Origin of the sequence: Streptomyces sp. NBC_00461, assembly GCF_036013935.1 — a bacterium.
In the GTDB taxonomy this organism is placed as follows: Bacteria; Actinomycetota; Actinomycetes; order Streptomycetales; family Streptomycetaceae; genus Streptomyces.
Map to the genome: position 1 here is coordinate 3,167,894 of NZ_CP107902.1, position 14,138 is coordinate 3,182,031.

A 14,138-nucleotide genomic window follows, 5' to 3' on the forward strand; every position below is an offset into this window, starting at 1 on the left:
ACATCTAAGGGACGAGGTTTTCGAGCGGAACGTGCGGGTCCGCCAGTGCCTCCGTGTCCACCTGTGTCCTTGAGCGAATCAGCCGCTGGATGGGTTCTGTGACGTCCCACACGTTCACGTTCATCCCGGCCAGCACTCGGCCCTCCTTGACCCAGAAGGCGATGAACTCACGCTTCCCGGCGTCCCCCCGGATCACCACTTCGTCGTAGGAGCCCGGGGGCGCCCAGCCGGAGTACTCCATCCCGAGGTCGTACTGGTCGGAGAAGAAATAGGGCACGCGGTCGTAGGTGACGTCCTGGCCGAGCATCGCGCGCGCCGCCGCCGGTCCGCCGTTCAGCGCGTTGGCCCAGTGCTCGACGCGCAGCCGGGTGTCGAAGAGGGCGTGCGGGAAGGACACGACGTCACCGGCCGCGTAGATGTCGGGGTCGGAGGTGCGCAGCCGCTCGTCGACCACCACGCCGCCGCCGTACCGCCGGTCGGCGATCTCCAGGCCCGCCGCCTCCGCGAGGCCGATGCGGGGGGCCGCGCCGATCGCCGCGAGGACGTCGTGGGCGGGGTGTTCCTCGCCGTCGTCGGTGCGGGCGGCGAGGACCATGCCGTCCTGGCCGACGATCTCCGTCAGCCGCGCGCCGAAGTGGAAGCGGACGCCGTGCTCGCGGTGCAGCTCGGCGAAGAGGTTGCCGAGCTCGGGGCCGAGGACCGCGTGCAGCGGCGTCGCCAGGGGCTCGACGACGGTGACCTCGGCGCCGTACTCGCGGGCCGCCGCCGCGACCTCCAGGCCGATCCAGCCGGCCCCGGCGATCACGATGTGGCCGTTGTCCCGGCCGAGGGCGGCCAGTACGCCCTTGAGCCGCTCGGCGTGGGCGAGGCGGCGCAGGTGGTGGACGCCCGCGAGGTCGGTCCCGGGGATGTCGAGGCGGCGGGGCTCGGCACCGGTCGCGAGCAGCAGCTTGTCGTAGCGGACGAGCGTGCCGTCCCCGCCGAAGCGGACGGTCTTCGCCTCGCGGTCGATGGCCTCCACGGTCTCGCCGAGGTGCAGCTCGATGTCGTTGCGCGCGTACCAGGCCGGTTCGTGGACGAAGACGCTGTCGCGCTCCTCCTTGCCCAGCAGATAGCCCTTGGACAGCGGCGGGCGCTCGTACGGGTGGTCGCGTTCGTCGCAGATCAGTATCACGCGGCCGCTGAAGCCCTCCGCTCGGAGCGCCTCGGCCGCCTTAGCGCCGGCGAGGCCGCCTCCGACGATGATGAATGTCTGATCCGCGTCGACCACTTGATGCCTCCTCGTAATGATGCCGCCACATGCGAGCGTCCCGCACGGAGCGTGATGGGGGAAGAGGTAGTGGCCCGATCAGGCCACGGAGGGTCACATTCGGGCTCGTTTGGCGTCACCCGCCTCCCGTCAGTCTCACAGATGCCCCGTCAGACGCGCGTGAAGCGAGCGGGCCGAGGCGTCGGTGAGGGAGGCGATCTGGTCGACGATCACGCGCTTGCGGGCGCGGTCGTCGGGGGCCTGGTCGAACAGGGCGCGGAACTGGGGGTCGAGGCCGTCCGGGGCACGGACGGTGAGTGCCTCGGCCAGCTCGGCGACCACGATCCGCTGGTCGGCCCGCAGCCGCTCCTGCTCGGCGCGCTGCATGACGTACCGGTCGGCGACCGCCTTGAGGACCGCGCACTCCAGCCGGGTCTCGTGCGGTACGACGAGTTCGGCGCCGTATCGGGTGAGCCGGCCGGTGCCGTACGCCGCGCGTGTGGCGGTCTCGGCGGCGAGGCAGAAGCGGCCGATGAGCTGGCTGGTGGCGTCCTTGAGGCGGGCCTGGGCGGCCGCGGAACCGTCGTAGCCGTGCGGCCACCAGTCCTCGTCCTGGAGGCGGTCCAGGGCGGCGGCGAGTTCGGCGGGGTCGGTGTCCGCGGGGACGTAGCGGCCGACGGCGACCTCGAAGACCGCCTGCCGTTCGGGTTCGGCGTGCAGGCAGTTGGGGTCGATGTGGCCGGCGTGCAGGCCGTCCTCGACGTCGTGCACCGAGTACGCCACGTCGTCCGACCAGTCCATGACCTGGGCCTCGAAGGTGGTGCGGGTGTCGGGGGCCTCCTTGCGGACCCAGTCGAAGACCGGGCGGTCGTCCTCGTAGACGCCGAACTTCCGGGAGCCGGGGTCGGTGGGGTGGGCGCCCCGGGACCAGGGGTACTTGGTGGCGGCGTCGAGGGCGGCGCGGGTGAGGTTGAGGCCGACGGGGCGGGAGCCGTGGTCGGTGAAGCGTTTGGGCTCGATGCGGGTGAGGAGTCTCAGGGACTGGGCGTTGCCCTCGAAGCCGCCGCAGTCCTCCGCGAATTCGTTGAGCGCCTGTTCGCCGTTGTGGCCGAAGGGGGGATGGCCGAGGTCGTGGGAGAGGCAGGCGGCTTCCACGAGGTCGGGGTCGCAGCCGAGGGCCGCGCCCAGCTCCCGGCCGACCTGGGCGCACTCCAGGGAGTGGGTGAGGCGGGTGCGGGGGCTGGCGTCCCACACCTGGCTGCGGGTGCCTGGGGTGACGACCTGGGTCTTGCCTGCGAGCCTTCTCAGCGCCGAGGAGTGCAGGATGCGCGCCCGGTCCCGCTGGAAGGCGGTGCGGCCGGGGCGTTTGTCAGGCTCTGGGGCCCAGCGTTCGGTTGAGGACGGGTCGTACGGCATGACTCGACAGTAAGGGCACGGACTGACAATCCACCCATGCATCTGCCGAGCGCTGTGCTGTCATCCGGCGAGTGCGGGTTGTGTGGGGCTGGTCGCGCCCCTGAGGTTGGTGATCGGCGCCTGCGTCGACAATGCCTGGTCGTAGCGGTGGAGGACCAGCTCGGCCATCGCGGGATGCGTGCCCAGGGGGGCCGAGGCGATCCACGGGGCCGCCTGGGCGCACTCCGTGGCGAACCGGCCGGGGGCCGTGAAGTACGAGGCGACGGCCACCCGGTGGCGGCCGCTCGCGGTCAGGGCGCGGATCGCGTCCGGGACCCGCGGGGCGGCTGTGGTGGCGTAGGCGGGGACCACCGGGACGCCCAGGCATTGGGACAGCAGGTGGGCCGTGCGGTTGGTGTCGACCTTGGACTCCGGGTCCCGGGAGCCGGCCGCGGCGAGGACCACGGCGCTCACCCGGCGGGTCCTGTCGTCCATACGGGTGCGCCAGCCGGCCTCGACCAGACGCTCGGCCAGGGTCTCCACGAGGAGGGGGTGCGGACCGAGCGGGGCGGCCACGCGCGTGCGTGCCTCGGCCGCGGCCGCCATCTCCGGGATGTCCTGCTTGACGTGGTAGCCGCGGCCGAGGAGCAGGGGGACGAGGACCGCCTCGCCGGTGCCCAGGCCGGCGAGCGTGTCGGGCAGCAGGGGTTCGTTCAGCTCGATGTGGCCCAGGTGGACCGGAAGGCCGGGGCGCTGCTCGCGGACGCGGTCCAGGAGCGTGCGGACGGTGCTCAGGGCGCGCGGGTCGCGGCTGCCGTGCGCCACGACGACGAGCGCGGGAGGGCCGGGGCGCCGCCTGCCGTTGAGGGAGACGAGGCTGAGCTGGCTGGCGAGCTGGCTGCTGATCCGGTTCATGAGGTGCGCCGTACTGTCGAGGTGGGCCGCCGGGAGTGGCTGGGCCGCATCGGGCTTGGACACGGACTCGTCGCGAGGAGGGTTCGACGGCGTCATGGACCGATGGTGGCGGCGCGAGGTTGCCACGCCGTTGCACGAGAATGACGGGCGTTTTCCGGCAGTTCACCGCGGGGTGTGTGGGGTGTGTGAGGCGACGTGACCTGCAGTTTCCCATCTCGGAGTGAACCTGGTCACGTATCACGTGCCGAACCGTCCGGCCTGACAGGGCGTCTCAGACTGTCGAAAGGGCCCGCCGGGGGGCCGACCGGGAGGGGACCGTCCGATGCGTCGACCCAAGCTGCGCAGACCGCGCCTGCCCCGCACGCGCGCCGGGCGGCGGAGGCTGGTGCAGGCCGTGATGGCCGGGTGCGTGCTCGCGCTGCTGCCGTCGACCTGGATGTACGTCGTCACGGGTGACCGGCTGCGTACGACGGCCGACGCGCCCCGCACCGAGGTCGCCGTCGTCTTCGGCGCCGGCCTCTGGGAAGGCGAACCCTCCCCCTATCTGGCGCACCGTCTCGACGCGGCGGCCAAGCTGTATCGCGAGGACCGGGTCGAGGTCGTCCTCGTCACCGGCGACAACAGCCGCCACGACTACGACGAACCCGACGCCATGCGCCTGTACCTGACGAAGCACGGCGTCCCCGACTCCCGGATCGTCAGCGACTACGCCGGCTTCGACACCTGGGACTCCTGCGTCCGGGCCCGGAAGATCTTCGGTGTCGACAGGGCCGTACTGATCAGCCAGGGCTTCCACATCCGGCGGGCGGTCGCACTGTGTCAGGCGGCGGGCATCGAGTCGTACGGCGTCGGGGTCGATGCCAAGCACGACAGGACCTGGTACTACGGCGGCACCCGCGAGATCTTCGCGGCGGGCAAGGCGGCCCTGGACGCGGTCTTCCACCCGGACCCCCGGTTCCTCGGGCCGAAGGAGTCAGGGGTGACGAAGGCGCTCGCCGACGCCCGCTGACGGCCGGAGCAGCGCGTGCCTCACTCCGTCGGGGCCCGCGCGGGGAGGCCGCCGTCTTGCCCGCGTAACAAGCTGCCCTCCCGGACGTAACACGGCCGAAGCACGCTGAAGGGCATGCAGACCTCCGCGACGCCCACCCACTGCCCGTACTGCGCCCTGCAGTGCGGAATGAACCTGACGCCCGCGCCGGAGGGCACGGTCGAGGTGAGCGAGCGCGCGGACTTCCCGGTGAACCGGGGTGCGCTGTGCGGCAAGGGCCGCACCGCGCCGGCCCTGCTCTCGTCCCGGGTGCGCCTGACCTCCCCGTTGGTGCGCTCCGAGGGCACGCTGACGCCCGCCACCTGGGACGAGGCGCTGGACCGGATCGCCGCGGGACTGCACGGCACTCGTACGGAACACGGCCCGGACGCGGTCGGTGTCTTCGGCGGGGGCGGCCTCACGAACGAGAAGGCGTACACGCTCGGCAAGTTCGCGCGGGTGGTGCTCGGCACCTCGCAGATCGACTACAACGGCCGCTTCTGCATGTCGTCGGCGGCGGCCGCGGGGACGAAGGCGTTCGGGCTCGACCGCGGGCTGCCCTTCCCGCTGGAGGACATCCCGAAGACGGGCTGTGTGATCCTGGTGGGCTCCAATCTCGCCGAGACCATGCCGCCGGCCTTGCGCTTCTTCAGCGAACTGCGGGAGAACGGCGGCACGTTGATCGTCGTGGACCCGCGCCGGACGAAGACCGCCGAGCAGGCCGACCTGCACCTGGCACCGCGGCCCGGCACTGATCTCGCGCTGGCGCTCGGCCTGCTGCACCTGGTCGTCGCCGAGGGCCGGGTGGACGAGGAGTACGTCCAGGAGCGTACGGCCGGCTGGGAGGACGCGCGGGCCGCGGCGATGGCGCACTGGCCGGAGTACGTGGAACGGATCACGGGGGTGTCCGTTCCGCAACTCCGGGAAGCCGTACGGCTGTTCTGTGAGCCGGAGGCCGCGATGGTGCTGACCGCGCGGGGACCCGAGCAGCAGTCCAAGGGCACGGACACGGTCGGCGCATGGATCAACCTGTGCCTGGCGACCGGCCGCGCGGGACGCCCGTTGAGCGGCTACGGCTGTCTGACCGGGCAGGGCAACGGGCAGGGCGGACGCGAACACGGCCAGAAGGCCGACCAGTTGCCCGGCTACCGCAAGCTGGACGATCCCGCGGCACGGCGGCATGTGGCCGAGGTGTGGGGCGTGGACCCGGACAGCCTGCCGGGACCGGGCCGCAGTGCGTACGAGTTGCTGGACGCCATGGGGACGGACATCAAGTCCCTGCTGCTGATGGGGTCGAACCCGGTGGTGTCGGCACCGCACGCGGCTCACATCGAGGAGCGCTTCAGGTCGCTCGACTTCCTGGTGGTGTGTGACGTCGTCCTGTCGGAGACCGCCGCCCTCGCGGACGTCGTCCTCCCGGTCACGCAGTGGGCCGAGGAGTCCGGCACGACGACCAGCCTGGAGGGCAGGGTGCTGCTGCGCCGGCGTGCGCTCTCCCCGCCCGAAGGCATCCGGAGCGACCTGGAGGTCATGCACGAGCTGGCCGGCCGGCTCGGTGTGGAGAAGGGCTTCCCGACCGACCCGGAGGAGGTCTTCGAGGAGCTGCGACGGGCCAGCGCGGGCGGCCCGGCCGACTACTCCGGGATCACCTACCGCAGACTCGCCGAGGAGAACGGGGTGTTCTGGCCTTGCCCGGCGGGCGAGGCGGGGACGGGCGCGCCGGTGACGGGCGCGCCGCCCGAGGCTGGGACGGGCGCCTCCGGGACGGGCCCGTCCGAGGGCGGGGCGGCCGCAACCGGGTCGGGCACGCCCGAGGCCCGCACAGACACAGCCGAAGCCCGGACAGGCACACCCGCGACAGACACGCCCGAAGCCGGAACAGGCCGGTTCGAGACCGGCGTCTCCGAGGGCCCCCACCCCGGCACTCCCCGCCTCTTCCTCGACCGTTTCGCCACCCCGGACGGCCGGGCCCGGTTCGTCGCCGTCACGCACCGGCCGTCCGCCGAGGAGCCGGACGACGAGTACCCGGTGCTGCTGACGACCGGCCGGGTCGTCGCCCAGTACCAGTCCGGCGCCCAGACCCGCCGCGTGGCCGAGCTGAACGCCGCCGCGCCGGGCCCGTTCGTGGAACTGCACCCGCGGCTGGCGGCGCGCCTCGGGGCGGCGGAGGGCGATCCGGTGGCGGTGGTGTCCCGTCGGGGCCGGGCCGTCGCACCCGCCCGGATCACCACCGCGATCCGCCCGGACACCGTCTTCATGCCATTCCACTGGCCCGGCGAGGGCCGCGCCAACACCCTGACCAACCCGGCCCTCGACCCGACCTCGCGCATGCCGGAGTTCAAGTCGTGCGCGGTGCGCCTGGAGACCGTGCGCGCCTAGCCGGTCCGGCGCACGGCGCACCGCGCACGCCTACCTGACCCGCCAGTCCCCGCTCTCGATCAGCTTTCCGCGGGCGCGCAGCCGTGCGGCGACGGCGGGTGCGGCCACGTACACCCACGCGCGTACGGGCGGGCCCGCGGCGTCGCGGATCACCTCGCGCTCGACGCGCTCGTAGAGGCTGCGCGGGTCCGCGGCGGCGTACTCCTCCAGCCGGTCGAGGGCGACGAGCAGCTCCTCGTACTCCCCGGGCAGCGCGGTCACGAGCCCGCCGTACACGGTCCCGCCCCGCTCCTCGACGGCGTACGGATAGCCGGGCCCGTCGTACAGCACCGCGCCGTGCAGCCGCCCCGGCTCCTCGGACCGGGTGCGGCCGCGCAGGAACAGGTCGTGGTTGACCTCGCCGGGGAGGAGGGTGCCGTAGACGAAGAACGGGAGAGTCACAAAAACGATTCTCTCTCCACACATACCTCCTCGTCCGCGCTATGGACCTCGCTCTGTCATGACCCCTTAAATCTTGGTCAACACCCGCGATTCCTGGTCGACACCAGCGTCGTGCCCCCATGCGCCCGCGGGCGCCTTTTCGAGGAGATCGATGAGTCGGATACGTATCGACGTCCGGGGCTCCCGTCGCCTCGCCGCCGCCGGTGTGGCCGCAACAGCCGCCACCCTGCTGGCCGCCACCCTCTCCCCCACCGCCGTCGCGGCCGACGAACCGACAAGGGCGGGCGCGATCGAGAACGCGGCGTCGGCACTCCTGAAGCACGCCGCGAGCCTCCAGCTCACCACCGACGAGGGCACGAAGGTGCGGGACGTCGTCGTCGACCGGGACGGCACCCAGCATGTGCGATACGACCGGACGTACCGTCAACTTCCGGTTCTGGGCGGCGACTTCGTCGTCCATCTGAAGCCGGACGGGGCGTTCCACAGCGCGAACCGGGCGACGCGGAGCAAGATATCCCTCGCCTCGATCGTCCCCTCCATATCCGCGCCGAAGGCCGCCGACCTCGCGGCGAACGCCCTGCGCGCGGTCAATCTCGGCGAGACGCTGAAGAAGCTGACGGCCAAGCCACAGCTGGTCGTCGACGCCCTGCACGGGGCGCCCAAGCTGGCCTGGCGGACGAGCGTCGTGGCGCGGGACTCCCTCGGCAACCCGGTCTCCCGCACCGTCATCACCAACGCCCGCACCGGCGCGCAGATCGACGCCTGGGACGACATCGAGACGGCGACGGGTGACGGCAAGTCGCTGTACAGCGGCACGGTGCCGCTGCGGACGACGCTGTCGGGATCGACGTACCAGCTCAAGGACCCGACCCGCGGGAACACCTACACGGGCGACGCGGCCAACCAGTCCGACCTGTGCCTGCTGACCACCATCTGCGTCAGCCGCGCCCCGTCGACGGTGTTCACCGACGCGGACAACCACTGGGGCACCGGGACGAGTTCCGACCGTGCGTCCGCCGCCGTGGACGCGCAGTACGGCACCGACGTGACCTGGGACTTCTACAAGAACGAGTTCGGCCGCAACGGCATCGCGGACGACGGCAAGGGTTCGTACAACCGCGTCCACTACGGCAACAAGTACAACAACGCCTTCTGGGACGACAGCTGCTTCTGCATGACGTACGGGGACGGTGACGGTACGACGCTCGGACCGCTGGTGGGTCTGGACGTGGCCGGCCACGAGATGACGCACGGCGTCACCTCCAAGACCGCGGCGCTGACCTACTCCGGGGAGTCCGGCGGCCTGAACGAGGCGACGTCCGACATCCTCGGCACGCTGGTGGAGTGGTACGCGAACAACTCCTCCGACCCCGGCGACTACCTGATCGGCGAGAAGGTCGTCCGCTCCGGCTTCGGCGCCGAGGCCCTGCGGTTCATGGACAAGCCGTCCAAGGACGGGGTGTCGGCGGACTACTGGAGCAGCTCGGTCGGCAAGCTGGACGTCCACTACTCGTCGGGCGTCGCGAACCACTTCGCGTACCTCCTGGCCGAGGGCAGCGGCGCGAAGACCATCAACGGCGTCAGCTACAACTCCCCCACGTCCAACGGCAAGACGGTGACGGGGATCGGACGGGAGAAGCTGGGCCGGATCTGGTACCGGGCGCTGACCGTCTACATGACGTCGTCCACGGACTACGCGGGTGCGCGCACGGCGACGCTCAACGCGGCGAAGGATCTGTACGGGGCCGGGAGTCCGGAGTACGACGCGGTGGGGGCGGCCTGGAGTGCGGTCAATGTGAACTGACCGACCGTGCACGGCCATCGGGGTGCGGAAATACGGTGGCAGCGGCGTCCTGGGCCTGGCTAGGCTCCGCTGCCCCTGTCCGTCCGCACCCCGGGAGCCGTATGCCGTCCACCGCGAAGATTCACGCCGACGAGCTCGACATCGACGCGGCGCTGGTCTCCCGGCTGGTCACGAAGCAGTTTCCGCGGTGGGCCGGGTTGCCGGTCACGCAGGTGCTGTCCTCCGGAACCGACAACGCCATGTACCGCCTCGGCGACGACATGGTCGTACGGCTGCCGCGGCGGTCCCGCGGGGGCCGGCAGATCGACGACGGGCATCACTGGGTGCCGCGGCTGGCCCCGCACCTTCCGCTCGCCGTCCCGACACCGCTCGCGAAGGGCGCACCCGGCGCCGGGTACGCGTCGTCGTGGGGCGTGTACCGCTGGTTGGACGGCGACAACGCGTACGACGCTCCGATCGCCGAACCGGCCGTCGCCGCACGGGAGTTGGGCTGGTTCGTGGCTGCGCTGCGACAGCTGGACGCCACGGGCGGGCCGCCGTCCTTCCGGGGCGGCCCGGTCGCCCGCCACGACGACGCCGTCCGCACCGCCATCCGAGACCTCGGCACGGACGGCACCCTTGACACGGCCCGCGCCACGGCGGCCTGGGGCGAGACCCTCGGCCTCCCCCAGTGGGACGGCGCCCCGGTCTGGCTGCACGGCGACCTGCTCCCCGGCAACCTGCTGACGGCGCACGGCCGCCTCACCGCCGTCATCGACTTCGGCAGCCTCGGCGTCGGCGACCCCGCATGCGACACGATGGCCGCGTGGACCGTCTTCGACTCCGCCACCCGCGACCTGTTCCGCGAGACGTGCGACGTCGACGACGCGACCTGGGCACGCGGGCGAGGCTGGGCCCTGTGCTTCGGGCTCATGGCGGATCACTACTACCGCGGCGGAAGGCACCCGGCACTGGCGGCGGTGGCCCGGCGCACGGTGTCCGAGGTACTTCGGGGGTACTGACGCAGCACGCGGCACGCCACCGCCGGCCGGGGACACGGGCCTAGCCGCTGTACGGCCGCCTCTCCCGCGCCTCCCTCAACCCCCGCCCCCACCACACCAGTTGGTCCAGCATCGCCTTCGCCGCGGCGTCCGGGGCGGACGGGTCGTCGAGGTGGCCGTCGGTGAAGGACGAGCCGGCGTTGTGGAACGACACCGTGTCCCGGATCGTCACCGCGTGGAGTTCGGCGAAGACCTGGCGGAGGTGTTCCACGGCACGCAGACCGCCCGCGAGGCCGCCGTAGGAGACGAGGGCGACGGGCTTGGCGCGCCATTCGGTGAAGTGCCAGTCGATGAGGTTCTTGAGGCCGGCCGGGTAGGAGTGGTTGTACTCGGGGGTGAGGACCACGTACGCGTCCGCTGCCGCGAGCTTCGGCGTGACGGAGGCGAGGGCCGTGCTCGCCTCGGGGGACGGGGCGAATGTCGTGGGGAGGTCCGCCTCGGCGACGTCCACGACCTCGACGGCAAGGTCGTCGTGGTCGCGCAGGTGGTGCAGGAGCCAGTCGGCGACGACGGGGCCGAACCGTCCGTGGCGGTTGCTGCCGATGACGAGGGTGACTGCGAGGGGTGTGTCGCTGAGAGGTGCGTCGCCGAGGGGTGCGTGGGCGGTGTGGGGTGCGTCTGTGGTCTGCATGCGCCCCAGCCTCGTACCTCAACCTTTCTTGAGGTCAAGTCCGGGGCGTGATCGCCGGGTCACCCGTTCACACGCGCGCACTGCGCCCTTCGGGTTCTCTTCCGCGCAGCCCCCGTCCCACGCCGATGACCTGCGGGAAGTCCGTCCGAGCACCCCTACCGCGCGCTGATCTGACACCCATTCACCACATTTCTGACACTCCTTCAGGAAGCGCGTTCGCGCCGCTGCCACTTACCTCGGAAGGGCAGAGGACACCGAAGAGAGCTCGAAGGAGCACCGATGCGACGTACCGCCCGTCTGCTGACCGGGACCGCGCTCGCCGTCGCGGCCGCGGGCTTCGTGGCCGCGCCCGCGTACGCGGACGACGGCGGCAGCGGGAGCGGCGGCAGCAGCAGCGGCTCCCTGGAGGTCCTTCCGTCGTCGGTCGTGCCGGGCGGCGAGGTCACGGTGACCACCGGGGACTGCGAGAACGGCACGGCGGCGGGCGACGCCGGCGCGGTGGGGGCCGGTGCCTTCACGCTGGCGCCGAGCACGCACGAGGGCGAGGCGATCGGGCAGTTCCGGGTGCCGCCGAGCGCGCAGCCGGGGACGTACGAGATCGTCGCCAACTGCGCCGAGGGCGACCGGCAGCTCAAGGGCGACCTGGTGGTGACACTGACCGCGGCACGCGGGCAGGAGCCCCGGGGAAGTGTGAAGACGGGGGTCGGCGGCGCTCTGGGCCCCGATCCCGTGCAGACCGCGGCCGGCGTGGCGGCTCTCGCCGTCGCCGCCGCGGGCGGTACCTGGCTCCTGCATCGCCGGGCGAGAGGCGACGGGATCTGACGGACACCCTCCGCTGTCCGTCGGCCGGTACCGCATGTCCCGCCCCCTCCGGGTCCGACGCCCCTCGCGGCCCGGAGGGGGAACGGGCCCACCCGCTCCACCAGGGTCCACCCGCTCCCCAGGCAAGAGGCTCGCGTGCGCAGAATCAGCAATGCCGCGATAGGCACCGTCACGGTCGTGGCCCTGTGCTCGGGCGCCTGGCTGCTCGGCGGTGGCGCGGGGACGAACGCCCCGCCGCAGCCGTCCGCCGCGCAGGCGGCCCGTACCGGCCAGGGCGGCGAACCTCTCGTCGCGCCCGCGCTGCCGCCGTCCCCGCCCGACCGGATCCGCATCCCGTCGATCCGGGTGAACGCACCCCTCATGGGCCTCGCCCTCACCAGGGCCGGCAGTCTCGACGTGCCGCCCGCCGCGAAGAAGAACCTCGCCGGCTGGTACGAGGCCGGCACCACCCCCGGCGAGCAGGGCACCGCGATCGTCGCCGGCCATGTCGACAACGCCGACGGCCCCGCCGTCTTCTACGACCTCGGCGCCCTGAAGAAGGGCAGCCGCATCGAGGTGGACCGGCGCGACGGGAGCGCGGCGCTGTTCTCGGTGGACGCGGTCGAGGTGTACGACGCCGAGCACTTCCCCGACGAGAAGGTGTACGGCGCCGCGGACCGGCCCGAGCTGCGGGTGATCACCTGCGGCGGGGGGTACTCACGGTCGACCGGCTACGAGGGGAACGTGGTCGTCTTCGCTCACCTCACGGGGAGCCGCTGAGACCGGGCCGGGCCGGACCGGACCGACCGGACCGGACCGGCTCCGCCCGCCACTCAGACCGACACGAACCCAACCCCGGCCGGCCACCCGCGCCGCAGGAGCCTGACGCCTCACCGGCTGCCAGGGCACCACGGTCACGTTCGCGGTACCTCACCGGGAGCCGTTGAGCACGGCCTGCGTGATGGTCCGTGCGCATTCCAGCGACTCCGCGCGCGCGGTGTCCACCTCCACGTCGTACAGGACGCCCCGGTGGACCAGCTCCGCCTGCCGCTCGGCCATTCCGCGCACCCGGTCGCCGCGGGCGATCTCACGGCCGGCGGCGACCGCCGCCTCGCACCGGACAGCGACCCAGAGCACGTCCAGGCCGTCCAGGACCTTGCGCCAGCGCTCCTGGGTCGCCGCTCCGCCGAGGAAGACGTCGTCGATGATCACCCGGGCGCCGGCCCGGACCATCGCGGCGATCCCGGTCGCCCACGCCGATTCCAGGGCCATGTACTCGGGGCCGACGCTCACCCCGCCGTCCGGGGCGAACTCGATGCCCGTGTCCTCCCCCGGCATCGCCTCGATCAGCGAGTCGACCCCGAAGGCCAGCCACGGCTCGGGCAGAACGGCCTGCAGGCACCGCACGATCCCGGTCTTGCCGGAACTGGAGCCGCCGTTGACCACGATCACCTGAGTCGCCATCGGGTCACCGTAACGTCAGGCGACCCACTGCTCGTACGCAATATTCGCCACCAGCGCGAACACCACCGTCAGCAGCACGACCCGCACGAAGCCGCTGCCCTTCTTCAGCGCCGTGTGTGCACCGAGGGTGCCGCCCACCAGGTTGAACACGGCCATGAGGGCCGCGAGCCGCCACAGCACCGTGCCCTGCCAGGCGAACATCGCGAGGGCGCCCGCGTTGGTGCAGCAGTTGACGATCTTGGCGGTGGCGGAGGCGGTCACCAGGTCGAGGTGGAGGACCGCGGTGAGGGCCAGCACGAGGAACGTGCCGGTGCCGGGCCCGATGAAACCGTCGTAGAAGCCGATGCCGAGGCCCGCGAGGGCGATCGCGCAGAGGATCCGGCGGCGGGTGGCGGGGCCGGTCGCGGGGGCCGTGCCGAAGGCGGGGCGCAGGATCACGAACGCGGCGACCACGAGCAGCACCACCATGATCACGGGCTTGAGCACGTCCGTGCTCATACCGGCCGCGAAGAAGGCGCCGGCGGAGGAACCGGCGAGGGCCGCCAGGCCGATGCGTACGGCCAGGCGGACGTCCACGGGGGTCTTGCGGGCGTAGGTCACCGCCGCGCCCGACGTGCCGACGATGGCGACCGCCTTGTTGGTGCCGAGTGCACTGGCGGCGGGAGTGCCGGCGGGCAGGCCGAGGAGGAGGACCGGCAGGAGCAGCAGTCCCCCGCCGCCGACCACCGCGTCGATCCAGCCGGCCGCCAGGGCGGTCAGGCACAGTACGGCGAGCATGGTCAGCGATATCTCGGGCATGATCGCGACCCTATGGACGGGATACCTGCACTGTCCATGCAGGTGGGTACGGCCCCGGTGGGCCGCCCTCGTCCACCTCACACCCCGCCCCCGGCATGACCGCGGAACCCTCACACCCGCCGCGGACTCCGGAAGAGGGCAGCGTTCCTCGCGGGAAACAGAGGTGATGCTGCCGGGTAACACCCGCACCGCAC

At 72.2% G+C, this 14,138-nt stretch carries 13 protein-coding genes; 6 read left to right on the plus strand and 7 right to left on the minus strand.

The window, feature by feature from the left end; all coding sequences use genetic code 11:
- Positions 1-4: 4 nt before the first annotated feature.
- From OG870_RS14930 to OG870_RS14940, 3 genes are all read right to left on the minus strand, one after another.
- Positions 5-1,270 carry an NAD(P)/FAD-dependent oxidoreductase gene (locus OG870_RS14930; RefSeq protein WP_266513891.1) on the minus strand — a complete coding sequence of 422 codons (1,266 nt, stop codon included), beginning with the start codon at positions 1,268-1,270 and terminating at the stop codon, positions 5-7.
- Between the two features lie 135 nt (positions 1,271-1,405).
- A complete protein-coding gene (locus OG870_RS14935; protein WP_266584826.1) occupies positions 1,406-2,665 on the minus strand; it encodes a deoxyguanosinetriphosphate triphosphohydrolase in 1,260 nt (419 codons plus the stop codon).
- Positions 2,666-2,725: 60 nt separating this feature from the next.
- Positions 2,726-3,559, minus strand: a complete 834-nt coding sequence (locus OG870_RS14940; RefSeq protein ID WP_327692309.1) for a sirohydrochlorin chelatase — start codon at positions 3,557-3,559, stop codon at positions 2,726-2,728.
- A gap of 322 nt (positions 3,560-3,881) precedes the next feature.
- Between OG870_RS14940 and OG870_RS14945 the strand changes: the two genes are divergently transcribed.
- Together OG870_RS14945 and OG870_RS14950 are read left to right on the plus strand one after the other, a co-directional pair.
- On the plus strand, positions 3,882-4,568 hold the full coding sequence (locus OG870_RS14945; protein ID WP_266513896.1) for a SanA/YdcF family protein: 687 nt from the start codon (positions 3,882-3,884) through the stop codon (positions 4,566-4,568).
- A 114-nt stretch (positions 4,569-4,682) separates the two neighbouring features.
- Positions 4,683-6,965 carry a molybdopterin oxidoreductase family protein gene (locus OG870_RS14950; RefSeq protein ID WP_327690964.1) on the plus strand — a complete coding sequence of 761 codons (2,283 nt, stop codon included), beginning with the start codon at positions 4,683-4,685 and terminating at the stop codon, positions 6,963-6,965.
- A 30-nt stretch (positions 6,966-6,995) separates the two neighbouring features.
- Here the strand turns inward: OG870_RS14950 and OG870_RS14955 are convergent, their stop codons facing one another.
- Positions 6,996-7,406: a gamma-glutamylcyclotransferase family protein gene (locus tag OG870_RS14955; protein WP_327690966.1), complete on the minus strand. Its 411-nt coding sequence runs from the start codon at positions 7,404-7,406 to the stop codon at positions 6,996-6,998.
- Between the two features lie 151 nt (positions 7,407-7,557).
- On the opposite strand from OG870_RS14955, the gene OG870_RS14960 reads away from it, so the two are divergent.
- Positions 7,558-9,210 (plus strand): M4 family metallopeptidase, encoded by a 1,653-nt coding sequence (locus OG870_RS14960; protein WP_327690967.1) that lies wholly within the window; start codon positions 7,558-7,560, stop codon positions 9,208-9,210.
- A 101-nt stretch (positions 9,211-9,311) separates the two neighbouring features.
- Positions 9,312-10,211 (plus strand): aminoglycoside phosphotransferase family protein, encoded by a 900-nt coding sequence (locus OG870_RS14965; protein ID WP_327690968.1) that lies wholly within the window; start codon positions 9,312-9,314, stop codon positions 10,209-10,211.
- A gap of 40 nt (positions 10,212-10,251) precedes the next feature.
- Here OG870_RS14965 and OG870_RS14970 read toward each other — a convergent pair whose 3' ends face one another.
- The gene (locus OG870_RS14970; RefSeq protein ID WP_266584819.1) at positions 10,252-10,881 is read right to left on the minus strand and encodes an NADPH-dependent FMN reductase; all 630 of its coding nucleotides are present in this window, start codon (positions 10,879-10,881) and stop codon (positions 10,252-10,254) included.
- A gap of 279 nt (positions 10,882-11,160) precedes the next feature.
- On the opposite strand from OG870_RS14970, the gene OG870_RS14975 reads away from it, so the two are divergent.
- On the plus strand, positions 11,161-11,703 hold the full coding sequence (locus OG870_RS14975) for a hypothetical protein (protein ID WP_266513914.1): 543 nt from the start codon (positions 11,161-11,163) through the stop codon (positions 11,701-11,703).
- A 135-nt stretch (positions 11,704-11,838) separates the two neighbouring features.
- Complete coding sequence (locus OG870_RS14980) at positions 11,839-12,462, plus strand: class F sortase (RefSeq protein WP_266513917.1); 624 nt, start codon at positions 11,839-11,841, stop codon at positions 12,460-12,462.
- A gap of 150 nt (positions 12,463-12,612) precedes the next feature.
- Here OG870_RS14980 and cpt read toward each other — a convergent pair whose 3' ends face one another.
- Entirely contained in the window at positions 12,613-13,146 is a 534-nt protein-coding gene (gene cpt, locus OG870_RS14985) for a chloramphenicol phosphotransferase CPT (RefSeq protein ID WP_266513920.1), read from the minus strand.
- Positions 13,147-13,161: 15 nt separating this feature from the next.
- Entirely contained in the window at positions 13,162-13,944 is a 783-nt protein-coding gene (locus OG870_RS14990; protein ID WP_266584811.1) for a sulfite exporter TauE/SafE family protein, read from the minus strand.
- Between the last annotated feature and the right edge of the window lie 194 nt (positions 13,945-14,138).

Coding starts and splice junctions, on each gene's coding strand:
- OG870_RS14950 (WP_327690964.1), top strand. CDS start 4,683: ATGCAGACCTCCGCGACGCCCACCCACTGCCCGTACTGCGCCCTGCAG.
- OG870_RS14975 (WP_266513914.1), top strand. CDS start 11,161: ATGCGACGTACCGCCCGTCTGCTGACCGGGACCGCGCTCGCCGTCGCG.
- OG870_RS14945 (WP_266513896.1), top strand. CDS start 3,882: ATGCGTCGACCCAAGCTGCGCAGACCGCGCCTGCCCCGCACGCGCGCC.
- OG870_RS14935 (WP_266584826.1), bottom strand. CDS start 2,665: ATGCCGTACGACCCGTCCTCAACCGAACGCTGGGCCCCAGAGCCTGAC.
- OG870_RS14940 (WP_327692309.1), bottom strand. CDS start 3,559: ATGAACCGGATCAGCAGCCAGCTCGCCAGCCAGCTCAGCCTCGTCTCC.
- OG870_RS14970 (WP_266584819.1), bottom strand. CDS start 10,881: ATGCAGACCACAGACGCACCCCACACCGCCCACGCACCCCTCGGCGAC.
- cpt (WP_266513920.1), bottom strand. CDS start 13,146: ATGGCGACTCAGGTGATCGTGGTCAACGGCGGCTCCAGTTCCGGCAAG.
- OG870_RS14960 (WP_327690967.1), top strand. CDS start 7,558: ATGAGTCGGATACGTATCGACGTCCGGGGCTCCCGTCGCCTCGCCGCC.
- OG870_RS14990 (WP_266584811.1), bottom strand. CDS start 13,944: ATGCCCGAGATATCGCTGACCATGCTCGCCGTACTGTGCCTGACCGCC.
- OG870_RS14965 (WP_327690968.1), top strand. CDS start 9,312: ATGCCGTCCACCGCGAAGATTCACGCCGACGAGCTCGACATCGACGCG.